Source organism: Armatimonadota bacterium (genome assembly GCA_018268395.1).
In the GTDB taxonomy this organism is placed as follows: domain Bacteria; phylum Armatimonadota; class Fimbriimonadia; order Fimbriimonadales; family Fimbriimonadaceae; genus JAEURO01.
In genome coordinates, this window is the sequence record JAFDWQ010000003.1 from 428,246 (window position 1) to 451,202 (window position 22,957).

The 22,957-nt window shown below is 62.9% G+C and carries 15 protein-coding genes and 1 tRNA gene; 9 read left to right on the forward strand and 7 right to left on the reverse strand.

Annotation, left to right across the window (positions count from 1 at the left end; genetic code table 11):
• The first annotated feature begins 103 nt into the window (after positions 1-103).
• On the forward strand, positions 104-2,608 hold the full coding sequence (locus JST30_07510; GenBank protein MBS1714170.1) for an ATP-dependent Clp protease ATP-binding subunit: 2,505 nt from the start codon (positions 104-106) through the stop codon (positions 2,606-2,608).
• A 68-nt stretch (positions 2,609-2,676) separates the two neighbouring features.
• On the opposite strand, the gene JST30_07515 is transcribed toward JST30_07510, so the two are convergent.
• From JST30_07515 to pruA, 3 genes are all read right to left on the reverse strand, one after another.
• A complete protein-coding gene (locus tag JST30_07515) occupies positions 2,677-4,323 on the reverse strand; it encodes a PQQ-dependent sugar dehydrogenase (protein MBS1714171.1) in 1,647 nt (548 codons plus the stop codon).
• A 10-nt stretch (positions 4,324-4,333) separates the two neighbouring features.
• Entirely contained in the window at positions 4,334-5,971 is a 1,638-nt protein-coding gene (locus tag JST30_07520) for a PQQ-dependent sugar dehydrogenase (protein ID MBS1714172.1), read from the reverse strand.
• A 113-nt stretch (positions 5,972-6,084) separates the two neighbouring features.
• On the reverse strand, positions 6,085-7,716 hold the full coding sequence (pruA, locus tag JST30_07525) for an L-glutamate gamma-semialdehyde dehydrogenase (protein ID MBS1714173.1): 1,632 nt from the start codon (positions 7,714-7,716) through the stop codon (positions 6,085-6,087).
• Between the two features lie 136 nt (positions 7,717-7,852).
• On the opposite strand from pruA, the gene JST30_07530 reads away from it, so the two are divergent.
• Positions 7,853-9,112 carry a hypothetical protein gene (locus JST30_07530; GenBank protein MBS1714174.1) on the forward strand — a complete coding sequence of 420 codons (1,260 nt, stop codon included), beginning with the start codon at positions 7,853-7,855 and terminating at the stop codon, positions 9,110-9,112.
• A 15-nt stretch (positions 9,113-9,127) separates the two neighbouring features.
• Here the strand turns inward: JST30_07530 and JST30_07535 are convergent, their stop codons facing one another.
• Both JST30_07535 and JST30_07540 read right to left on the reverse strand, forming a co-directional pair.
• Positions 9,128-11,554, reverse strand: coding sequence for a glycoside hydrolase family 127 protein (locus JST30_07535; protein ID MBS1714175.1), 2,427 nt, complete (start codon positions 11,552-11,554; stop codon positions 9,128-9,130).
• A 44-nt stretch (positions 11,555-11,598) separates the two neighbouring features.
• Positions 11,599-11,937, reverse strand: coding sequence for an MmcQ/YjbR family DNA-binding protein (locus tag JST30_07540; protein ID MBS1714176.1), 339 nt, complete (start codon positions 11,935-11,937; stop codon positions 11,599-11,601).
• Between the two features lie 44 nt (positions 11,938-11,981).
• Between JST30_07540 and JST30_07545 the strand changes: the two genes are divergently transcribed.
• From JST30_07545 to JST30_07570, 6 genes are all read left to right on the forward strand, one after another.
• Positions 11,982-14,432, forward strand: a complete 2,451-nt coding sequence (locus JST30_07545) for a hypothetical protein (protein ID MBS1714177.1) — start codon at positions 11,982-11,984, stop codon at positions 14,430-14,432.
• 26 nt (positions 14,433-14,458) lie between these two features.
• Entirely contained in the window at positions 14,459-15,109 is a 651-nt protein-coding gene (locus JST30_07550; protein MBS1714178.1) for a DUF1080 domain-containing protein, read from the forward strand.
• Positions 15,110-15,178: 69 nt separating this feature from the next.
• On the forward strand, positions 15,179-16,372 hold the full coding sequence (locus JST30_07555) for a hypothetical protein (GenBank protein ID MBS1714179.1): 1,194 nt from the start codon (positions 15,179-15,181) through the stop codon (positions 16,370-16,372).
• Entirely contained in the window at positions 16,369-17,514 is a 1,146-nt protein-coding gene (locus tag JST30_07560; protein MBS1714180.1) for a caspase family protein, read from the forward strand. The genes JST30_07555 and JST30_07560 overlap by 4 nt, the downstream gene beginning before the upstream one ends.
• Before the next feature lies 1 nt (position 17,515).
• Complete coding sequence (locus JST30_07565; GenBank protein ID MBS1714181.1) at positions 17,516-18,847, forward strand: hypothetical protein; 1,332 nt, start codon at positions 17,516-17,518, stop codon at positions 18,845-18,847.
• Positions 18,848-18,887: 40 nt separating this feature from the next.
• Positions 18,888-19,997 (forward strand): mandelate racemase/muconate lactonizing enzyme family protein, encoded by a 1,110-nt coding sequence (locus tag JST30_07570; GenBank protein MBS1714182.1) that lies wholly within the window; start codon positions 18,888-18,890, stop codon positions 19,995-19,997.
• A gap of 161 nt (positions 19,998-20,158) precedes the next feature.
• Here the strand turns inward: JST30_07570 and JST30_07575 are convergent.
• Positions 20,159-20,232 (reverse strand) — tRNA-Gln (locus JST30_07575).
• Positions 20,233-20,363: 131 nt separating this feature from the next.
• On the opposite strand from JST30_07575, the gene JST30_07580 reads away from it, so the two are divergent.
• Positions 20,364-22,070 carry a glutamine--tRNA ligase/YqeY domain fusion protein gene (locus JST30_07580; GenBank protein ID MBS1714183.1) on the forward strand — a complete coding sequence of 569 codons (1,707 nt, stop codon included), beginning with the start codon at positions 20,364-20,366 and terminating at the stop codon, positions 22,068-22,070.
• 130 nt (positions 22,071-22,200) lie between these two features.
• Here the strand turns inward: JST30_07580 and JST30_07585 are convergent, their stop codons facing one another.
• Positions 22,201-22,950, reverse strand: coding sequence for an SIMPL domain-containing protein (locus JST30_07585; protein MBS1714184.1), 750 nt, complete (start codon positions 22,948-22,950; stop codon positions 22,201-22,203).
• Between the last annotated feature and the right edge of the window lie 7 nt (positions 22,951-22,957).

Consider the following 22,957-nt stretch of genomic DNA (forward strand, 5'->3'; position numbering starts at 1 on the left):
CAGCCGAGGCGACCGCGCGGGCGGCGTCCCGAGACCGGACAGATCCGGACAAGGGCCGTTCGAAGCAGCGGAAGTGCAGAGCAAAAGGAACGACTAAGAGAACATGTGGCAGCGCTTTACTGAGCGTGCGAGAAAAGTGGTCTTCTTCGCGCAAGAAGAGGCCCAGAAGTTCGGCGAAGGATACGTCAGTACCGAGCACCTTCTGTTGGGCTTGGTGCGGGAGTCGGATTCCGTCGCCGCACGAGTGCTCGAAAGGCTAGGCGTGAGCCTGGCCCGCATCCGCGCCGAGATCGAAAAGCAGTTGCCTCGCGGGGAAGCCCGCCAGAGTCAGGACATGACTCTGACGCCCCGCGCCAAGCGTGTCATCGATCTGGCCTACGACGAGGCCCGAAACCTCAACAACAACTACATCGGGACGGAGCACCTGTTGCTCGGCCTGATCCGCGAAGGCGACGGCCTTGCCGGCCGTGTCCTTGGCAAGCTGGGCGTCGAACTGGAGAAGGCCCGCCGCGAGGTGATGGCGCTCCAGGACAACGAGACCCAGACCCGCTCGGCTTCCCGCGCCGGGACGAACGGGTCGCAGGTCAAGACCCAGACCCTAGACGAATTCGGTCGCGACCTGACGGACCTCGCCCGCGAGGGCAAGCTCGACCCGGTCGTCGGCCGCCAACAAGAGATCGAGCGGGTGATGCAAATCTTGACCCGCCGGACGAAGAACAACCCGTGCCTCATCGGCGAACCCGGTGTCGGAAAGACGGCCATCGCAGAAGGATTGGCCCTCCGCATCGTGAGCGGCGACATCCCCGACCTGCTGAAGAACAAGCGGTTGGTCGCCCTCGACCTCGCTGGGCTCGTAGCCGGTACCAAGTACCGTGGAGAGTTCGAAGAGCGCATGAAAAAAGTCATGGAGGAGGTCCGGAGAGCCGAGGGCCAAGTGATCCTCTTCATCGACGAGCTTCACACTCTTGTCGGCGCCGGCGCCGCTGAAGGCGCGATCGATGCCAGTAACATCATGAAACCGGCCTTGGCCCGTGGCGAGCTGCAGTGCATCGGCGCCACGACCCAGGACGAGTTCCGCAAGTACATCGAGCGGGACGCCGCCCTCGAACGCCGGTTCCAGGCCGTCAAGGTCCGTGAACCGAACGAGGAGGAGGCGGTCGACATTCTGATGGGCTTGCGGGAGCGCTATGAAGCGCACCACGATGTGGAGATCACCGATGAGGCGATCTCGGCCGCGGTGCAGCTCAGTCAGCGCTACATCACCGACCGCACGTTGCCGGACAAGGCGATCGACCTGATCGACGAGGCCGCGTCCCGTGTGCGGTTGCAGCAAAGCCTGCCGCCCGCCGACGTCAGAGCGGACAAGGTCAAGCTCAACAAGCTGAAGGCCGAACTCGACCACGCGAAACGGCACGAGCCGGACGCGGAGTCGACCGTCAAGCTCGAGTCCGAAGTCGACGAACTGGAAGACAGCATCGCAGGAAGGGAAGAGGCGTGGAGCGCTGAAGAAAAGCCAAAGGCTGTCGTCGGCGAAGACCAGATCGCTTCGATCGTCCAGAGCTGGACGGGCATCCCCGTCACCAGGCTGGTCGAGGCCGAGAGCCAGAAGCTCCTGCGCATGGAGGCCGACCTCCACAACCGGATCATCGGCCAGAACGACGCCGTCGGCGCTGTGGCCCGTGCCATCCGCCGAGCCCGTAGCGGTCTAAAGGATCCGAAGCGGCCGATCGCCAGCTTCATGTTCCTCGGCCCCACCGGTGTCGGTAAGACCGAACTGGCGAAGGCTCTGGCCGAATACCTGTACGAAAAGGAATCGAACATCGTCAGGATCGACATGTCGGAGTACATGGAGCGGTTCGCGATCAGTCGGTTGGTCGGCGCGCCCCCGGGTTACGTCGGCTATGACGAAGGCGGTCAGCTCACCGAACAGGTGCGCCGCAACCCGTACTGCGTCGTCCTCCTCGACGAGATCGAGAAGGCCCACCCTGAAGTCTTCAACCTGCTCCTCCAGGTGATGGAGGACGGGCAACTGACGGACAGTCAGGGCCGGACCGTCGACTTCCGGAACACGATCATCGTCATGACGTCGAACGTCGGCGTCCGGCCGATCGAGCTCGAAAAGGGCCTCGGTTTCCGCGACACGAAGATGGACTTGAACGATCCGCGGACGTACGAGACGATGAAGGCGAAGATGCTGGACGAGATGAAAAAGCTCTTCCGGCCGGAGTTCCTGAACCGTGTCGACGAAGTCATCGTGTTCCAGCACCTGAAGAAGGAGGAGATCCTCGAAATCGCGGACCTCTATCTGACTCGGGTCAACCGCCAAGCCGCCGAACTCGGTCTGACGATCGAACTGAGCGACAAGGTCAAGGACTTGCTCGTGGAGAAGGGTTACGACCCGAACCTCGGCGCGCGTCCTCTTCGCCGTGCCGTCCAACGGTACATCGAAGACCCGCTCAGCGAAGAGCTGCTGCTCAACGTCTTCCAACATGGGGACACGATCGTCGCCGACGTCGCCGAAGGCAAAGAAGGCGACGAGGAGAAGATCGTCTTCAGCAAACGGTCCGGCGGTGGTAGCGAAAAAGAGAAGATGCTGGTTAAAAACTAGCGCTTGTCCAGACCGGACAAAAGACGGCCCCGGCGATTCTGCCGGGGCCGTCTTTGTCTGAACAGGGCTTAACGAGCGGACATCAGGACCTGGTTCCAAGCGACCGTGGACGTGGCGACGCTTTGCGTCACTTGGACGCCGAGCCTGATTTCGACCCGGCCGTCCGAAGCCCTGACATAGGTCGCGGCCGGGAGTCCGGTCACCCGAAACCGTCGTTGTGTACTGTCCATGTTCTCTGCTCGCACTTGGACATACGCGCCGTCCGTCCAGCGTCGGGCGTACATGCGGAGGAGTCCCTTGCTGCCGTTAGAGAGCCTGCCGACGGCATCGAAGTCGAAGAAGGACGAAGAACTGCGGTTCGTCTGACCGACGACGGTCATCGTCGACGTCGCAGGCAGTCCTGCTTTCGTCGAGAGCACCAGGTCTTTATCGTCGATCCCGATGAGGTTCCTTAAGGCACCGCTCTTGATCTTGCCGTCCTGGACGGTCAGGTCTTTGATCCAGGTCGAATCGGTCCGTGTCAGGCTGGACACCTTGCCGTTGAGGTCGACGAGGAAGAGTTCGCCATAGGAGTCGACATCGATCGAGACGATTCCTCCGATGACGTCAGAGCCCACTTCGGCCGTGTGCTCGCGAAGGTCCAGTGCCCGCCATCGACCGACGTTCGCGTCGAAATAGAACCTCAGCGACCAGAGTCTGCGCGTAATGTAGTCTGCGAAGAAGTAGCGGCCGAACGCGTCCGGGCCCAATTGGAGTCCGCGGTACACGCGGCCACCGATCACCGTTTCGCCCTTCCCGTGGTCGTAGACGTATGCCGGCTTCGTATCAGGACTATACGCGAGAGCTCGGTCTGAGAACTGTGCGAACCCTTCGAAGCGGCCCCACCCGTAGTTCGCCCCGCCACTGCTGCCGGCACCACGGACATAGGGTTCGTAGTCCAGTTCCTCCCAAGCGCCTTGCCCGACGTCCCCGATCACGAGTGCACCGTTACCGGCAAGGTTCGGATCGTCAAAGTTGAACTTGAAGGGGTTCCGCAGTCCGAACGACCAAATCTCCTTTCGCGCTACGACGGGGTCGTTATCGACGAACGGGTTGTCGGCAGGAACGTGGTAGCTCCGTTCGGGATCGGTCGGAAAGTCGTCGGTGCGAGGATCGATCCGGACCATCTTTCCCAGGAGGGTCGACGGGTTTTGACCGTTACCTTCCGGATCGCCCGAGCCACCGCCGTCACCTATGCCGATGTACAGCATGCCGTCCGGCCCGAAGGCGATCTTGCCGCCGTTATGATTGTCGTTCGTCCGTGCGGTCGCGATCACGGTGCGTCGGGTGGCAGGGTCTGCGACGTACGGATCGCCTTGCGTCACCGTGTACCGATCGACCTGCATACGTGGCCCCGGTCGGGTGCAGTTGACGTAGAAGTAGCCGTTCGCGAAGCCGGCCGGTACGGCCATCCCCAAAAGCCCTTGCTCTCCGCCGGAAACGATCGAGCCGGAAACATCGATCAGCGGCATCGTTCGGACGACACCGTCGATGCGGACTTTGATGACACCGCCTTGTTCGACGATGTACTGGACGTTGCGACGGATCGGGTCTTGAACGATCTCGATGGGAGACGACAGTCCTGTCACGACGGTCGTAGCTTTTAGCGATTGGCCGGACGCACCGGCCGCGCTGACGGCCAAGGCGATGCTGACGACGAACTGCTTAGCGGGCATCTTCTTTGTCCTAATGGGGCGTACAGGTCGCCCGTTCGATCAACGTCGCCAAAGCGGCGGCCAAGACGGGGCCGGTGTACGAGGTTTCGATCCGGATTTCGATCCTTTGGTCAGAGGCCCGGACGTGATCGGCCGAGGCGAACGTCGAGGTATGGAGGCTCATCGTCCCGTTGAGAGAGAACGAGTCTACTGTGTCGTAATCGCCGCTCGTCCAGTTCTTGACCTTCACGACGGTCGGGACGTTGAGGTTCTGGCTCATCCTCGCCTCGATGTCCAGGACGAAGGAAGCCGCACCGGTCTTATTGGTCTTAAACCCGACGACCGTCGTCGTCTTTTTGGTCGGCGATTGGACGGGCGAGAACGGCACGATCCGTAAGGTCTTGCCGTCAGCGGCGACGAGCGATCGGACTTGTCCGTCCGTGATGAGGCCGTCGGCGCGCGAGACGTCCGTCAGCCAGGCCGAGTCGGCCCGGTACAGCTTCAAGACCCGGTTCGATCCGACGTCGCAAAGGTACAGCTCGCCTGTCTCGTCTACGTCGATCGACGACGGATTGCCGATCGAAGCCCCGAGTTCGGACGTGTGTTCTTTCACGTCGCCCAAGGTCGCCTCTCCGGCTCCGTCCAGAACGAGCCCGGCAGACCACAATCGCCCGGTGCCGTAATCGGCGAAGAAGTACCTGCCGAAGAACTCCGGGCCGAGTTCCAGACCTCGGTAGACGTATCCGCCCGTGATCGCGATTCCAAGTCCGTGGCCGTATGCGTGGACGGGCGTCGTATGCGGCTGGTAGGCCAAGTTGCGGCTGCCGTCGTAGATCGCAAAGCCTTCGAACCGGCTCCACCCGTAGTTCCGACCCCCCTTTCCGGCGGGTTCGTAGTTGAACTCCTCCCAGGCGCCCTGTCCGACGTCCGGTAGCAGCATCGCGCCGGTGCCCAGCCACTTGGGATCGTCGAACGAAAACTTCCAAGGGTTGCGAAGACCGAACGCCCAGATCTCCCCTCGGGCCGTGATCGGATCGCTGTCCAGGAAGGGGTTGTCAGGAGGAACGTGGTAGTTCGCCTCCGGGTCGCCAGGAAAGTCGTCGGACCGAGGATCGATCCGGAGCATCTTGCCCAGCAACTCGTTGGGGTTCTGGGCGCGGTTGGCGGGGTCTCCGCCACTGCCGCCGTCTCCGGTCGGAAGGTACAGCATACGATCGGGGCCGAACATGACCGTACCGGAGTTGTGGTTCGAGAACGGCCGTTGCGTCCGCAGGATCTTGGCCTCGGACGTCGGATCGCCCTTAAGCGGATCGATCGGGTCGCGGCTGAATCGGGACAGTTGCATGTAGACGCCCGGACGCGTGTAGTTGACGTAGAAGTAACCGTTCGTCGCATAGTCGGGGTCGAAGCAGAGGCCTAGAAGTCCCCGCTCGCTGCCGTTCAACACGCTGAGGGTCAAGAAGGGGGTCGTCAAGACGTTCCCGTCTACGGCCACAAGGATCGCTCCGGTTTGTTGGACGATGAACTGGACGTGCGGGTCGGTTGGATGCTGGACGACCGCGACGGGTTGGACAAGAGAACCGACCGACCAGGTCGAGACGCGGAGCTGGGCGCCTGCCAATGAGGGCAAGGCGGAGGCGACGAAGGCGAGAGCAAGAGTCCGGGACATACGTTCCTTCCAGGCAACTAAGAGTGGGCTCAAGGGAGCCTGTCCCATTCTACGACGCCGGACACTGCCGGTCGCGACAGGCACACGCAGGCTGACGGACAATCCCGGCAGGATTACGGTTCTTGAAGGAAGGGATACCGGTAGTCGGTGGGCGGAACGAAGGTTTCCTTAACGGTCCTCGCGCTCAGCCACCGCATCAGGTTCAAGCTGGACCCGGCCTTGTCGTTCGTCCCGCTCGACCGGGCTCCCCCGAACGGTTGCTGGCCCACGACCGCTCCTGTCGGCTTGTCGTTGATGTAGAAGTTGCCCGCGGCATCGCGTAGTCTGTCGAGCGCCGTTTCGACCGCCGATCGGTCCTGGGCGATTACGGCTCCGGTCAGCGCATAGGGCGAGGTGGAATCGACCAGGTCCAAGGCATCGTCGAACTTCTCGGCATCGTACACGTGAACGGTCAAGACCGGGCCGAAGATCTCTTCGCACATCGTCGTGCTCTTCGGGTTTCGGGACTTGAGGACGGTCGGCTGTACGAAGAAGCCCTCGGTCTTGTCGCCTCCGCCCCCCACGAGCACGTCGACATCGGGGTCAGCCTTGGCCCCGTCGACGTACCGCATGATGTTGTCGAAGCTCTTTTCGTCGATGACCGCATTGATGAAGTTGGAGAAATCCTCGACGGTCCCCATCTTGAAAGACTTCACGCCTTCGACGAGTCTCTCCAGCACCTCGTCCGCGATATTGGACGGGAGGTAGGCCCGGGAAGCGGCCGAGCACTTTTGCCCTTGGTATTCAAAGGCCCCGCGCAAAAGGGCCGTGGCGACGACGGCGGGGTCGGCCGACCTGTGTGCGATCACGAAGTCCTTTCCTCCTGTTTCGCCGACGATCCGGGGGTACGTGCGATAGTTGGCGACGTTCGCGCCGATGGTCTTCCACATGTGGTTGAAGACACCGGTCGAACCCGTGAAATGCACTCCGGCGAACTCTCGGTGTCCGAAACACACGTCACCGACGGTCGGGCCGTCCGGATACACGAGGTTGACGACCCCGTCGGGAAGGCCGGCCTCATGCAAGATCCTCATGAACGCTTGTGCGGCATAGATCTGGGTGTTCGCGGGCTTCCAGACGACGACGTTGCCGCAAAGTGCGGCACTGGTCGGAAGGTTCCCGCCGATCGCGGTGAAATTGAACGGCGTGATCGCGAGGACGAACCCTTCGAGCGGCCTGTACTCCGTGCGGTTGTGGACGCCCGGCGAACTGATCGGCTGATTGCGGTAGATCTCGCTCAGAAACCGGACGTTGAACCGGAGGAAGTCGATGATCTCGCACGCGCTGTCGATCTCGGCCTGATAGACGTTCTTGCTCTGACCCAGCATCGTCGTGCCGTTCATGAACTGACGGTGCTTGGTCGCGATCAAGTCCGCCGCTTTCAGAAAGATGGAAGCCCGGTTCTCCCAACTCGTCCTCGACCAGTCGTGGCGGGCCTTAAGCGCCGCGTCGATCGCTTGGGAGACGTGCTCGGCCCGACCGGCGTGGAACCGGCCGAGGACGTGGGCGCGTTCGTGGGGAGGGCGAAGGTCTTTCGTGTCTCCGGACCGGACCTCATGCCCGCCGATGTACATCGGTACATCGACCGCTTGGCTCTTGAGGTCTGCGAGCTTGGCCTTGATTTCAGCCCGCTCCTTCGTGCCGGGGCCGTACGTCAAGACGGGCTCGTTTTGGGGGATTGCGACGTTGAAATCTCCGCGGTCCATGATGGACGGGAGTGTACCGGCGAGGGTGCTCCGGCCCCGGGAGCCTGTTACACGAGGGGCTCGACCAGACCGCCTGGCCCCGAACCCTGACGAAAGTGTGGGTGTGACGTCCCCTTTTGCCCGCTACGATGCGCCCATGCGCACGAACACACTGATCGTCGTCTCTCTGGGGGTCTTGACTTTGGCGGGCGTGGCGGTCGCACAAGATCAAGGAGTCCAGGCGATCGTCGGCGACGTCTTCCTGCAGAGTACGACTCCAGGCACGTCTCAAGTCGGCCATGCGACGATCACGGGGACGCTCCGAGCCGGGCAGGTCTTCGTCCAACAAGGTTCGCAGACGACGATCCCGGTCGTCGGCAACAACATTGCGGCGAGCGGGTCGACCTTTGGCGGATCGTTCAGCTCGGCTAGCCCCAACGGTACGGCGTTAAGAGCGACGGCGACAGCGATGACGGGTCCAGCCACGGGGATCGTCGGCGAGTCAAGGAGCGACAACGGTACGGGGATCCACGCTAAGGCGACGAACGGTATCGGACTCTTGTCCTCCGTGACCCAAGGGGTGGCCGTTTCCGCGACGTCGCAAGGTGGGAACGCCGTCGTCGGGATTTCGACCTCAGCGATCGGCGTTCTCGGGCTCAACGGCTCGACGACCATCGCTTCGGTCATCGGTGCCAACAGTGCGACGACCGGAGACGCTCCCGGCGGTTCTTTTACGACCGGCTCCACGGGCGGTTTCGCCCTGCAGGGACTGGCCACGAAGACGACAGGCTTCAGCAAAGGCGTGGTGGGCGAGAGCCGGAGCACGATCAACGGAGAAGGCGTTCTCGGAATCGTGCCGAATTCGGGAGCGGGGTTCGGAGTCCACGGGAAGTGCCTCAGTCCCAACGGGTTCGGCGTGTTCTGTGAAGGGAACCAGGCCGCGACCGGTACGAAGTCGTTCATCATCGACCACCCGCTCGACCCCGAGAACCGTTACTTGAAGCACTATTGCGCCGAAGGCCCCGAACCTCGGAACGTCTACACGGGCCATGTCCGGACGGACGGGCAAGGCTACGCTTGGGTCAAGCTCCCGGACTACTACGAAAGCGTCAATACCGATCCGGAATACCAGTTGACGGTGGTCGATTCGAGCGAAGACTTCGTGCTCGTCAAGGTCGTGCAGCGGGTCGTGGCCGGCAGGTTCAGGATTCGGACGAGCAAGCCGGGGGTCGATGTCTCTTGGCGGATCGAGGCGGTCCGGAACGACAAGTGGGTCAGGCAGACGGGTCATTCCGCCGAGCCGTTGAAGCCGGACGTGTACCGGGGGACATATCTGAACCCTGAACTCTATGGCCAACCGGCATCGCGGGCACAGTCGCGCGCGGGACTACGGGCCAACGGTGGGGGGCGTCCTTAGTCGGGCGTCTCGAACTTAACCGACTTCCCACTCGAGGACGCCGGACGAAAATCCCTGTTTCAAATGGGCGACGATCCGGATCTCGCGGCCGCCGACCGGACGGAACTTGACCTCCGACCAGCCGTCTTTCACGACCGGGTAGGCGCCTTCCGCCGCGACGTCCGTCCAAGTCCCGTCCGTTTTGACCTGCACTTTCCACGACGCAGGCACCCGGCAGCCGCCCCGGTCCCCGTCGTCGAACCAATAGACGCGGCACGTCTGGAACGTGCGGTCGGCCGGGAACGTGTACTGGAGCCACTCTTCCGTCCCTTTGTGGTCCCACCACGTGAAGCGGGGCATGTCCTCGTCGTCGGAGGAGCCGGGAAGCAAACCGTCGCTCGGCGCGGCCTCGCTGTCCCACCAGTTGCGGTGGGAGTAGGTCGTCGGGATCGGCTTTCGGGCCTCCCGCGGCTTGACCCATTTGTGGCCCTTCGGGCCGGACGTGACGGTCGGGAAGACGGTGACCCGGAGTCGGGCCGCACCCATCGGCACCAAAGTCACTTGCTCGTCGCGCTCCTTCGAAAGGGCGGGCGACTCTTGAAGCGTCGACGTCAATCCGTACATGTCGAAGCTCCACTCGGGAATCCGTCGGGCCGTGGTCGTCAGCGCGACGGGGACGTTCTGGAGGTCGAACGCCTGCACGCCCGGCTTCAGAGCCTTCTTGACGACCTTGAAGCTTGGTTTCGTAGACGTCAGACCGTAGTTCCAAGGCGACTTCGGAAGGATCTCGTAGGCGTCCCATCCGTTCGTGCGGGGAACCTTGCTGTACTCCTCTTCGATCCGGAGCGAGTACGCCAACGGCCCGCGGCTGACACTAAGCGTGCCAGGCCGCGCCGGCCAAGTCTGAGTTTCGACGGACATGGGCAGCGTGAGTTCGACGCTGTCACCCGTCCGCCACGTGCGGTCGATGCGGACGAACTGTCCGCCCTTCGGCGCGAGCGCGAGCTTCTTTCCGTTGACGCTGACCTTCGCCCCGTCGCACCACGCTGGGATCCGCAATGACAGCGGGAACGCCACCGGCTTCGGTGCGTCGACTTTGAACCGGACCGTCTCGTCGAACGGATAGTCGGTCGTTTCGACGATCGTGACCGTCGTGCCGTCGCCCACCCTGGCTTTGACCGTACTCGGTGCGAGGATCGATGCAAGCAGTCCGTCGCCTGCAGTCGCCGTCCATAAGTGCTCGGTGAAGTACGGCCATCCCATGCCGACGTTGTGCTGGCAACACCGGTGGTCGTTGGGGTCCATGAGGAACATCGGGCCACCGTTTTCGACCCCCGGACTCTTGGAGCCACTGTCCGAAACCGCCATGTTCGGCGATTGGAGATAGCGAAGGGCCTTGAGGTCCGGCGTCATCGTGACGGGCATCCAATTGAAGGCGACGTCCTCGGCCTTGTCGCACCACGACGGGTCTCCGCTGTACAGGAACAGCAGCTCGTGAGAGAACATCATTTCGACGACGGCACAGCTTTCCGCCGCCTGCCGAGGATCGGTCTTTCCGTCACGGGCGTTCTCGTCGGCGCCGTACATCCCGCCAGGTGCTTGGCCGAACTCGTCGCGGAACGCCTTGAGGTCGCGTTCCGTCGCCTTCCAGTCCGTGGGCGACTTCGAGAACACGGACCATGTCGCGGGCTCTCGGAAGCCTTGGGCGAAGTTGACGCCGTGGCGGTTGGCGACGCCGCCGACCCAGTCGGAACTCGCCTTGTGGAACCGCGCGGCAAGACCCAGGATCTTGGTCTCTCCGGTGCGGTCGTAGAGCCAGACCAGGCTCGCGAGTTGGTCGCCGACGCGGTGGTAGTGCCAGTAATGCCGCGGATCGATCAGTTCCTTCTCACTGAGCGAGGCCAGATAGTCCGTGTATTTCAGAAGGAACGGTACGACCCGCTTGTCGCCGGTCGCTTCGCAGTACGTCTGCAACACCGACTGCATGAGCATGTTCGGCCAGAGGTCGGGCGTCCCAAGCTTGGTCTTCCTGTTCGTTTCCGGGCCGAACCATCCGTCCGGTTTTTGGCTCTTCAGCGTCGCTTCGATCCACGGCTGGATCTCGGCGATGAGCTTCTTGTCGTCGCTCACGTAGGCGAGCGATACCTGGCCCTTGAGCCAATACGGAAGTTCCTCCCATCCCGCCCGTTCGCCCGAGCCTGTCCCCATCCATGCGTTGTTCTTCGGATCGAGGAACCTGCTGATCTCAGGTAACCGTCCCGAAAACCCTTCTCGCTGAAGGTCGAGCTGGACCTTGAGCCAACCTCCCGCGCGGACGGCGCCTGTCGGCAGCTTCATGACGGGCGACTCGGAGAGGGGCGCACGGCGGCCATCGTAGTGGCGGCTCGAAGGCGTCGAAGGTAACCGGTCGAGGACGGAGTTGCTGTCGGACATGGCGAATGCGGCGACGAACGCAAGGGTCACGCTTTCATTATGGGGACAGCCCGGTCGCGACCGAGGTCCGAGTGTCAGCGCTTCGACGCGATCAGTCGGTAAGCGTCCGACACGAGGGTTTCGACCGTGTCCCAATCCGGGTCCGCGCCAAAGTCGATACCGATCCAACCCCTATGGCCGACGTACGGCGGACGGAAGTAACGCTCGGGTTCTGATTCGGTCAGAGCTTGCTGGACGCCAGGCGGCGCGGCGCACCAGAGGGCGACCCGATCGTCGTGGTGGTGGTCGGCCCACATTGCGATCTGCCGCTTATCGCGATAGAACCAGGCGGGTTCGCCATGGCTCGGACGTTCGACGACGTCGGCCATAGCGGCGAACGCATGACGGACGCGGCTCAGTGGATCCCTGGTCATCGCTTACCATTCTGTCTTGCATCGTCCACGGGTAGCCTCCAGTCTTGCGATCTCACCTCCTCGACTTCGTCGCTCTCGCTCTCGTCGGATCGTTCTCCGTCCCGGCCCAAGCGGGTCTGGCACCGGAAAACGTGGCCGTCGTCGTCAACGGCGACAGTTGGGCGTCGCTTTCAGTCGCCAACGAATACGCGAAACTCCGAGGCGTCCCTTGGAGCAACTTCGTCGTCCTGAACGGCCTTTCGAACGCGGAGGTGACCGACGTCCAGAAGTTTCGGGACGAAGTCTTGGCACCGACGTTCGCCACGCTGAAATCGAGAGGGCTTTGGGGTCAGATCGATTGCGTGGCCTACAGCGTCGACCTGCCCTATGCCGCCGTCGTGAGCGCGGACATGTCGGGCCGGACGATTCCCCAAGTCATCACCCCGGTCGCATCGGCGAACGGTCTGACCTATCTTCACGAGTGGGTGGTCAAAAAGGATCCGGACTATTTGCGGCTGGACATCAACCGATACGCCCGACGGCTGCTCCCGCTTCCGACCGGGACTCCGCTGAGCTCTGAAGAGCAGGCCGAATACGGCCGAGCGATGGGGTTGTACGACAAGAAGGAGTACATGCCTGCGGCCGTCGCCCTCAGTAAGTTGCTCCGGATCCCCCGCACGGATCCGAACATCGGTTACAACCTGTCGTGCTGCTTTTCGTTGGCGGGCCGTCTTGACGAAGCCGTCGGGGCCCTGCAAAAAGCCGTCGCGGCCGGTTACCGGAACGCAGGCCAAGCGACTTCTGACCCGGACCTGAAGCCCTTGGCCGGACGTTCGGACTTCCAAGCCCTCGTCGCGCAGATGCGCTCGGCCAAGGTCGAAATGCAGCCGGGAACGGGCTTCCGATCGAGGTCCGGCTGGTCTGAGGCCGGAGTCTCGGGCGAATCCGGCCCGCACTACATGCTGTCGACGTTCCTAGGGGTGACGTGCGGTCGTGGGAACTCGGTCATGGAGGTCTTGGAATGCCTCCGCCGCTCCCTGAAAGCGGACGGGACGGCGCCGAAAGGCACGGTCTACTATTTGAAGAACGGCGACGTCCGGTCGACCACGAGAGAGTGGGGCTTCGCCCCGGCTGTCGCCGCATTGAAGTCCGTCGGCGTCGCGGGCGCGGTCGAGGACGGCGTCCTTCCTAGGGGCCACGCCGACGTTGCAGGAGCGATGATCGGCATCGCCGACTTCGACTGGGCGTCGAGCCAGAGCAAAATGGTCCCGGGAGCGATCGCTGAGCACTTGACAAGCCTGGGCGGCATCATTTCGGAACGCGGAGGCCAGACGCCGTGTACCGACTTCATCCGAGCAGGCGCCTCCGGTTCGTCGGGCACGGTCACCGAACCTTACGCGCTCCAAGAGAAGTTTCCGACCCCGTTCCTCCACCTGGAATACGCGAAGGGGTTCACGTTGGCGGAGTCGTTCTACCTTTCGCTGACCGGTCCGTACCAGCTTCTCGTGGTCGGCGACCCTATGTGCAAGCCATGGTGCCCGAACGTCGAGATGCCGCTCACAGGTCTGACGAACGGACAGTCGATCGACGCAAAGCTCGATTTCAAGGCCGGGCCACCGAGCGATCCGGGGTTTTCCGTCGCTGCCTATGAGCTCTACGTGGACGGTCGGTTGAAATCGACCGTGTCGGACGGTGCGTCCTTCCCGCTCGATCCTTCTTCACTGTCCGGCGGAGTCCATGACGTGACGGTGGTCGCGGTCGGCAAAGCCCCGTCCGAGCCCCGGATCCGGGTTTCGAAGACGGTCCACGTTCCGGGTGACGGTCAGTCGGCGGTCCTGACCGTCGACGCGGCGAAAGTCGCCTTCGGAAGCCCCGTCCACGCGGTCGCGGCCTGTCCCGGGGCGAAGTCCGTCGAGATCCGGCACCTTGGCCGGACCATGGCCAAGTCCCAAGGGGAACGGTGTGCCGCGGATCTTGCGACGACCCAGACCGGCTTCGGAACGGTGGTCCTCGTCCCGGTCGCAATCGTGGCGGGGCCTGACGGCGAAGACCGTGAAGTCCAAGGCTTGCCCGTCACCGTCCAAGTGGACCCTGCGCCGGAGATCGCGGCCCAAGGGTCGTCAAGCGGAATGCCGTCGACGCGCGGGCTCAAACTTGCCATCGCGGGCGGGGGGGCGCACGTCGTGGCCGACACGATCGACGGAAACTGGTTGGCGAACCTGGCCACGGGACCGGACCAGCAGTTCGTATTGGACGGGCTGTTCCAGGCACCCCGGGCCGATCTGTACCAGGTTCAGATCCGGACCAATACCAAGGCGACCGTGCAGATCAGCGGGCTCAAAGTGTTGACGGCCGGAACCGACAAGCAACAGTTCGCGCCGGCTTGGCTCGGTGCCGGAATCCATCGTCTGCGCGTATCGGGTACCGCACCGAAAGGGGCCGTCCTGGACCTGCGGATCGGTGCGCAAGGATGTCCCCGCGTTTCCGGCGGGCTGTTCGCGGTTTCGGGATCGTGACGGCTCTGTCGCAGTAGACTAGGACGATGGTCGGACTCGCAGTGCTCTTGGCGGCGGCGCCCCACGATACCGAAGCGTTGTTCAACGGCCGCGATCTCAGCGGCTGGCACATGGACGTGCCGGAAAGGGACAAAAACCCTGATGCGCGAAAACCGTTCGTCGTCCGCGACGGTGTTCTGGTCAGCCTTGGCACGCCGGGCGGGCACCTCATCACGGACAAGTCCTTCCACGACTATCGTCTGCGGCTCGAGTACCGGTTCGTCGACAAGCCCGGCAACTGCGGAGTCCTCGTCCATGCTTCGAAGCCCAGGCGGCTGTACGGCATGTTCCCGCAATCCATCGAAGTGCAGCTCCAAAGCGGGGATGCCGGCGACTTCTGGTGTATCGGTGAAGACATCACGGTCCCCGACATGGAAAAGAGGCGCGGGCCGAAAGCGGACTGGGGCGTCGACGGCGACAAGGCGAGACGGATCGTCAATTTGACCGACGGGTCAGAAAAACCGCTGAAGTATTGGAACACGATGACGATCGAGTGCCGTAAATCGACGGTCAAGGTCTGGGTGAACGGCGACCTCGTCAACGACGGCGACCGCGCGACCGCTTCGTCCGGCCATATCGCCCTCCAAGCCGAAGGGACCGAAGTCGAGTTCCGAAAGCTCGAACTGACGAAACTTTAAAGAGTCTGCCCTTTCGGGCGAAGCTCGTCGGGAAGGCCGGAGCCCGCGCCCTATGGTAGAACGAACGTTATGAAGGTCGTCTTCGTCCACGGCGTCGCTACTCGTAGGGAAGGGCACGAGCACGAATTCGACAGTTCCGTCGCTAAGCGGACGGCCCTGTTCCGGCAATTGTCCTTTCCATCGACCCAAGAGAGCGACTACTTCAACCCCTATTGGGGGCGGTTCGGCGGAAACGACGCTTATCAAGGATCGTATGTTCCGAGGGCCACAGGAACAGAGACGTTCGGTGCCGGAGCGGCTGCGGGCAAGGCCCTGTTCGCGTTCGACCCCGCGTCCGGAAGCGGTGGGACCGGGACGCAGCTCTTGCGGACGGCGATGCGCGACCAGGTCCAGGCAGCCGACGACATCGCGATCGCCGCGGACCGGACGATCTATGACCCGCGCGAGTTTTCGGAACTCGCTGCGGCGTTGCACGACTATGCCGTCGCAGAGAAGTGGGAATGGCTGTTCCTGGTCCGGAACGACACCGAGTTCCAAAACCGGCTCGTGTCGGAACTGGACGTGTTCCTGAAGTCCCGTGCCGGGACCTCCGAGGAAGCCTTCGGGTGGCGCGACCTCCTGGACGGCGTGCGGTCCGGTATCAATGGTGTCTGGGGATCGGTCATAAACGCCGCTTCGGACAAGGCGATGCTCGAGTTCAAAGGCCGGTTGACGACGTCTGCGGTCGGCTTCCTGGGTGACACCTGCCGTTACCTCGCGGAACGGCCCGATACTCCGACGTCCCAGAACGCGATCACCTCGGAAGTCGTGGCCTCGCTCCGGTCCGCTTGGGACGATCGTCGAGCCGGTGAAAAGCTCGTCGTCGTCGCTCACAGTTTCGGGGGCCCCGTGATGTTCGACGTCTTGTCGACCTACGTCCAAGCCGGTGCCCTCCCTGAGGGCTTTAAAGTCGACGCGTTCGTCACGGTCGGATCGCAGGTCGCGTTCTTCCAGACGATGGACCTGTACGTCAAAGACATCGCGGCCTACGCTCCGGTCGCGCCTCCTCAGAAACTCCCCGTACCATCGACCGTCGACTATTGGCTGAACGTCTTCGATCTCGCCGATCCCTTGGGCTTTAAGGCTTCCCCGGTATTCGCAGGCGCCGACGACTATCAGTTCGATACGGGAGCGTCCCTTGTCACGGCGCATTCGTCCTACTTCTCGCGACCGTCGTTCTATTCGCGGCTCGGTCAACGTTTGAAGGACAGAGGGATCGTGTGAGCCTCGTCTACGAAGACGCCGGACTGGCCGACAAACCCGCCACGCACATCTTCCTCGTCGGGGTCGGCGACTACCGTTATATGCGTCGCCCTGGCGAAGCAGTGGTCGATGCGCCCCAAGGGAGTTTCTATCCCGAAGCTGCGGATCTCGAACGACTGTCGTCTCCTCCGGCGTCGGCGTCGGCCATGGCCGCTTGGTTCCTGGACAATCAGGCCCGACTCTCTCGGCCGTTAGGATCCTTGCGCCTGTTGCTGAGCCCCGGCCCGTTCGCGCCCGGTGTCGGCCCCGAAGTCGAAGTGGGAGCGGCGACGTTCGAGAACGCGACGGAAGACGCCAACGCGTGGCGGTCTGCCCTGGACCGTCATCCTGATAACTTCGGAGTCTTCTACTTCTGCGGCCACGGGTTCTTCGACGCCGATTCTGGAGAAAGCCTCCTTCTCTTTGAAGACTTCGGGAAGCAGAACCGGGACTTCTACGAGCACTGTTGCAACTCGGACAAGTTCTACCGCGCGATGAGGTCGTGCGCGGCGAAGACACAGGTGTACTGGTTCGACGCGTGCCGCAATACCCTTGACTCCTGGATGAAGTTCCCCCGAGACCGCGCGTCCAAGCTCGTCAATGCGCGGATGTCGGCGGCTTCCGAAAGCTCGATGCCGATCGCACGCAGCACGAGCCCGAACGCCCAGTCGTTCGGTGACAAGGGCGGACTGAGCCGCTTCGCAACGACCCTGCTCGACTGCCTCAAGATGTACGGGGCCGAGGAAGTGGGAAACCAATGGATGGTGACGACGGACTCGATCGGCGTTTCGGTCCGGGACGTATCGAACCCTCGCAAGATGGGCCTCGGCGGCGGCTACGTCGAGCTGGACGGCAACAACGCGGCAAAGGTGCCGTTCTTGCGCGTTCCCGACCCAAGGGTCTGCGCGAAGGTTTACGGTGAACCTTCTGGCGTCCTCGAAACGACAAGAGTGGTCTGTACGGATTCCTCGGGCGCGACGGAGACCCATGGACCTGCTCCCGAGCCGGTCCGGTTTACGTTGAAGATGGGGCGGTGCACGATGTGGCTTGACGGTGCCTTAGCACTCGGGACGCGGCGGGAGTTTTACGCTAAACCCCCCGTCCTGGTCGCGGAGTTGGAGTGACATGCCGAAGTTGAACCTCCATGCGGACTTGGGGCCGGAAGTCGACGCTACGATCGCCGTCCGGATCGTGAACCTGGACAGGAAGGCACGGCGTAAGCCGAAGATGGTGCCTCTGAACACTCGAAGCTTGACCGGACACGACGTCGAGAGCGGGCGTTACCTGGTCGAAACGGTCCTCCCGAACGGCGAGAAGGTGAGCCGGACGGTCGACCTCGAGGCGGAGGCTCAGACCGTCGACCTCTCGCCCGAACTCCGGTCTCCAGGTGCCGCGCTGAACACCGCTGTCGCCACACGGCCGATCGTCGGCCTAGCCCTTCGGTCCGATACGAAGGATCCTGGCAGACTGTTCGTCAGGTGCTTGGACCGGGATTCTGACGGCACTTGGACCCCGTCTTCCTTGGAGACGATCGGTCCGCCGATGCGTGTGGAGTGGCTCAGTCCCGAGGCGACCGACGGCCTGGTCGCGCGAGTGGAACTGCCGCCTCGCCGCTTCGTGAGGGCGCTGGCCGTCGGAGGTCCCAAAGTTCCTGTCCGGAGCATCCTGGTGCCGCCATACGTGCCGATGCGGGCCGTGCTCTTCCCTCGGCCCGCCGGTGCACCTGGTCCCCGGAACAAGCCAGACCCTCTGTGCGTTTCGATGGTCACGCTGAACGCGTCGTTCGAAGGCCTCATGGCGTATCAGTCCGCGGGACAATACGAAGCGGCCCGGACGATCAGCCAAGACGTCGCGGAACGGCTGCTGGGCGAAAAGGAAGCCGACCCCGTGGCAGCGACGGGGGGCGCCTACGCGATGCTGAAGACGGGACGGATCACCAACGTCCTCGAATGGCTCGGCAATCTTGCCGACGGCTTTCCGGCCCTACCGGACGCGTATCTGCTGTTGGCCGCGGTCTCCCAGAACCCGTCCGTGCCCGTATCGAGGATCCGCCAGCTTCGGTTCGCGAAAGACCTCGTTCTTCCCAGCGGACTGTCGGACGAAGAGCTCAGACAGACTTGTTCGATCCACCTCCTCGGAGCGGCGTACGACTCCGGGATCCCGCTCTTTACCGAAGGACTGCGGTTGCACCTCGACCTTCTGGATGCCTTGGACGAGCCTCTGGGCGACAAGCGGTTCGACACGGCGTGGCACGCCGTCCGAAACGTTCCGACCCTCCGCCGGAAGTCCAAGCCTTGGAAGTGGGCCAAGACCATGTGGCGGTGGCTCTCGCTCGGCAAGGTCGCGGACTGGAACAGCCGGTTCTTGACGCTGTACGTCGAAGATCCGGGGAGGACGACGACACGAAGGGTCTTCTGGCAAGACCCGCCCGACGGTGCCCTCGAGCGACCCGACTGACGGCTTGCCGCCGCTCCTTCCGGTAACCTGGACCGACCCGATGAAGATCACGCGGATCGCGGCGTACCGGATTGACCTGCCGCTGAAGGAAGGCTCCTATAAGTGGTCGGGCGGCAAGTCCGTCGACGTGTTCGACAGCACGATCGTCCGGGTCGAGACCGATTCTGGCCTTGCGGGCCACGGCGAGGTGTGCCCCCTAGGGCCGTTCTATCTGCCTGCCTATGCGGCGGGAGTCCGCTCCGGGTTGCAAGAGCTAGCCCCCCACGTGATCGGTCTGGACCCCCGACAGACGGGGGTGCTCAACGACGTGATGGACCGCGCGATGAAGGGTCACCCTTACGTGAAGTCGGGGATCGACATCGCCTGCTGGGACATTCTTGGACAAGCGACGGGCCAACCGGTCGCCACCCTTCTGGGTGGCCGTTACGGGGACGACTTCGTTCTGTACCGTGCCATCTCGCAGGTCGCGCCACAAGAGATGGCCGCCAACGTCCATGGCTACAGGTCGGAGGGCTATCGTCGGTTCCAGCTCAAAGTCGGAGGCGATCCCGACACGGACATTGCCCGGATCAAGGCGGTCAGGGACGTCCTTTCGCCGACCGACAAGCTCGTCGCCGACGCGAACACCGGTTGGACGGTGCACGAAGCGATCAGGGTCGTCAACGCCGTCCGCGACGTCGACGTCTACATCGAGCAGCCTTGTCCGAGCTATGAGGAGTGCCGCTCGGTCCGGGAGCGCACGACGCTGCCGTTCGTCCTGGACGAGGTCGTCGACAGCCTTGACGCGCTCGTCCGGGTCGCGTCGCACCGGTCTGCGGACGTCGTCAATTTGAAGATCAGTAAGTTCGGCGGTTTGACCAAAGCGAGACAAGCCCGCGACTTCTGTGCGTCGATGGGGATCGCGATGACGATCGAAGACAGTTGGGGCGGCGACGTGACGACCGCCGCCATCGCCCATTTGGCGCACAGCACTCCGACCCCCCTCCTCTTCACGTCGACGGACTTTAACAGCTACGTCACGGTCCAAAACGCGAAAGGGGCGCCGCAACGGAAAGACGGCCGCATGGCCGCGTCGACCGCGCCAGGCCTGGGCGTGGAGCCGGATTTTGACCTTTTGGGCGGCCCGCTGGTCGATGTGACCGAGGTCTAGGGTGTCCGTCGTCTCGAGGGCCCTGTCAGAGATACGGCCAAGAAGCCTGTACGAAAGCGCTTGAGTAGCCGGCTTGCCAGATGCCGGCGCCACGAGACCCGTGGCCCTGTCCGGAACCTAGTCCGGCGCTCGCCCGACAAGGGGCCTTGGCTGAAAGAACGTGGCTGCCCGACAGGGATTCGAACCCCAACTATCGGTACCAGAAACCGGTGTCCTACCGTTAGACGATCGGGCAGTCCAAGTTCGATTATGGCTCGTCGCAGGCTGGTTTTCAAGGCCGTTGGGCAGACCGGCACCCCAGGTATCCTGTCGATGAAGGCCCCGTTTCGGAGCCCTCTTCTTCCCCGACCCTGAGCGACCATGGGTATGACCGACCACGAAGCCTGTCCCGAAGCCGTTGTCCCGACCGATTTCATCCGTGAAGCGGTCAAGCAAGACTTGGCCGAGGGGCGCTTCCAGTCCGTCGTGACCCGGTTCCCGCCGGAACCCAACGCCTATCTCCACATCGGCCACGCCAAGGCCATTTGGATCGATTACGGGGTCGCGGCGGACTTCGGGGGCCTCTTCATCCTTCGGTTCGACGACACGAACCCGCTTAAGGAAGAGCAGGAGTTCGTTGACGCGATCATCGAAGACGTGAAATGGTTGGGGACCGACTTCGGCGACCGGCTCTACTTCGCGTCCGACTATTTCGGCCGGATGTTCGACTATGCGGTCGAACTGATCCGGAAGGGTAAGGCTTACGTGTGCGACCTCTCGAACGAAGAGATGCGGGAGTCGCGGGGAACGCTCAACAAGCCGGGAACGGACAGCCCGTTCCGGGACAGGAGCGTCGAGGAGAACCTGGACCTCTTTGACCGGATGAGGGCCGGCGAGTTTCCTGACGGTGCGAAGACGTTGCGGGCGAAGATCGACATGGCTTCGCCCAACATCGTCATGCGGGATCCGGTCATGTACCGTATCCGCCACGCCCACCATCACAGGCAGGGCGACGAGTGGTGCGTTTACCCGAGCTATGACTGGGCACACGGACTGGAAGACTCGATCGAGGGCGTCACGCACTCCCTCTGCACCCTCGAGTACGAGATCCATCGACCGTTGTACGACTGGTTCCTGGAAGAGCTGGGCGTCTACCGACCGCGCCAGATCGAGTTCGCAAGGCTGAACCTCACGTACACCGTGATGAGCAAGCGCAAGTTCGTCGAACTCGTGAAGGGCGGGCATGTCCAGGGCTACGACGATCCGCGGTTGCCCACGTTGGCCGGCCTCCGCCGACGCGGGTATACGGCGGAAGCCGTGCGTGAGTTCTGCCGTCGGGTCGGCGTCTCGAAGGCGGACTCGACCAACGAGGCCTATCAGCTTGAAGACTGCCTGAGGGAGGTCTTGAACAAGTCGGCCGGTCGTTTGATGGGCGTCTTGAACCCCTTAAAGGTCGTTCTCACGAACTACCCGGAAGAGCAGGTCGAGGACTTAGAAGCGGTCAACAACCCCGAAGACCTGGACGCCGGTACGCGGTTCGTGCCGTTCGCCCGTGAGATCTACATCGACCGCGACGACTTCCGAGAGGTGCCGCCGCCGAAGTACTACCGACTGAGTCCTGGCGTCGAAGTCCGTCTCCGCTACGGTTACCTCATCCGGTGTGAAAGCGTGGTCAAGGACGAGAACGGCGAGGTCGTCGAACTTCGGTGCACCTACGATCCTGCGACCAGGGGAGGCAACACCCCTGACGGCCGCAAGGTCAAAGCTACGATCCACTGGGTCGCGGCACCGACGGCCGTCAAAGCGGAGGTCCGGCTCTATGACCACCTGTTCCTCAAGCCTGATCCGAACGACGTGGCAGAGGGAGACGACTACCTCGCGAACCTCAATCCGGACTCGCTGACCGTAACGACCGCGTGGATCGAACCGAACGTCCGCAGTGCGGTGGCGGGCCAGAGCTTCCAATTCGAGCGCGTCGGTTACTTTTGCGTCGATCAGGATTCGAAACCGGACAAGCTCGTTTTCAACCGGGCGGTCACCTTGCGGGATTCCTGGGCCAAGATCGAACAGGCCCAATCTGCCGGGAAGCCTTGACGGGCCCGAATCAATCGAGTTCGACCGTCGTGTATCCCTGAATGCTCTTGACGGCCGTCGATCGGCCCTTTATGAAAAAGTCAAAGCGAACGGTTCCGGTACCAAGGAAGCGCGCTCCCGTCGGGATCCGTTAACGGCAGTTGAAGCCCATGGTCACGATCGCTGTGACGGCTTTGTCCAGGCTCGACGTATCGTTGATCCCGTCGCTGCTGATCTCGTTCGAGTAGATGGGAGTGATCTGGAGGGGAGACATCCGTGCCGACTTGACGCCTGTGATCGTCGCCCCGCTGCTTTTGGCGATCTCCTCCGCCCGTCGCCTCGCGTCCTTGGCCGCGTCGGCCAGGATCTCGACTTTGACGTCCCCGATCTTCGTGTAGATGAATTGGGGCGACAGCGACTCTAAAGGAACGCCTTGAGAGATCAGTTCCGTCGACTCTCTCGCCGTCTTGTCCACGAGGTCCACTTGCGGAGACCGCACTTCCACCGTTTGGCTCAGCTCGTAGCCGACGATCTCGCGCATGGTGTCCTCGCCCTCGTAGCCTGTGTTCGCAGCCTTAGGAGCGTACAGCTTCCGGGTCGAGACCGCGCTGACCACCATTTCCTCGCGTTTGACGCCTTTCCCTTCTAGGTACGCCAACGTCTTGTCGATACTCGGTTTAAGCGCCTGATAGGCCGCTGCTTGGTTCGGGCCCCGCTGTGTGACGACCGCGCGCCAAATGATGAAGTCGCTCTTGATCGCCTTTCGGGCGCTGCCCGTCACCGTCAGGACGTTTCCCGAACGCGTCTGCACAAAGGCCCCCGAGAGCATCCAGGCACTGACGACCACCGCCAGCGACAACGCGACCGCAGCCAAGAATCCGAGCGGAGTGCTCCTTCTCATCGTGTCC

Excerpts from the sequence above, each read along its gene's own strand:
- JST30_07555 (MBS1714179.1), top strand. The coding sequence starts at position 15,179 with ATGAAGGTCGTCTTCGTCCACGGCGTCGCTACTCGTAGGGAAGGGCAC.
- JST30_07580 (MBS1714183.1), top strand. The coding sequence starts at position 20,364 with ATGACCGACCACGAAGCCTGTCCCGAAGCCGTTGTCCCGACCGATTTC.
- JST30_07550 (MBS1714178.1), top strand. The coding sequence starts at position 14,459 with ATGGTCGGACTCGCAGTGCTCTTGGCGGCGGCGCCCCACGATACCGAA.
- JST30_07530 (MBS1714174.1), top strand. The coding sequence starts at position 7,853 with ATGCGCACGAACACACTGATCGTCGTCTCTCTGGGGGTCTTGACTTTG.
- JST30_07585 (MBS1714184.1), bottom strand. The coding sequence starts at position 22,950 with ATGAGAAGGAGCACTCCGCTCGGATTCTTGGCTGCGGTCGCGTTGTCG.
- JST30_07565 (MBS1714181.1), top strand. The coding sequence starts at position 17,516 with ATGCCGAAGTTGAACCTCCATGCGGACTTGGGGCCGGAAGTCGACGCT.
- JST30_07540 (MBS1714176.1), bottom strand. The coding sequence starts at position 11,937 with ATGACCAGGGATCCACTGAGCCGCGTCCGTCATGCGTTCGCCGCTATG.
- JST30_07570 (MBS1714182.1), top strand. The coding sequence starts at position 18,888 with ATGAAGATCACGCGGATCGCGGCGTACCGGATTGACCTGCCGCTGAAG.
- JST30_07510 (MBS1714170.1), top strand. The coding sequence starts at position 104 with ATGTGGCAGCGCTTTACTGAGCGTGCGAGAAAAGTGGTCTTCTTCGCG.
- pruA (MBS1714173.1), bottom strand. The coding sequence starts at position 7,716 with ATGGACCGCGGAGATTTCAACGTCGCAATCCCCCAAAACGAGCCCGTC.
- JST30_07515 (MBS1714171.1), bottom strand. The coding sequence starts at position 4,323 with ATGCCCGCTAAGCAGTTCGTCGTCAGCATCGCCTTGGCCGTCAGCGCG.
- JST30_07520 (MBS1714172.1), bottom strand. The coding sequence starts at position 5,971 with ATGTCCCGGACTCTTGCTCTCGCCTTCGTCGCCTCCGCCTTGCCCTCA.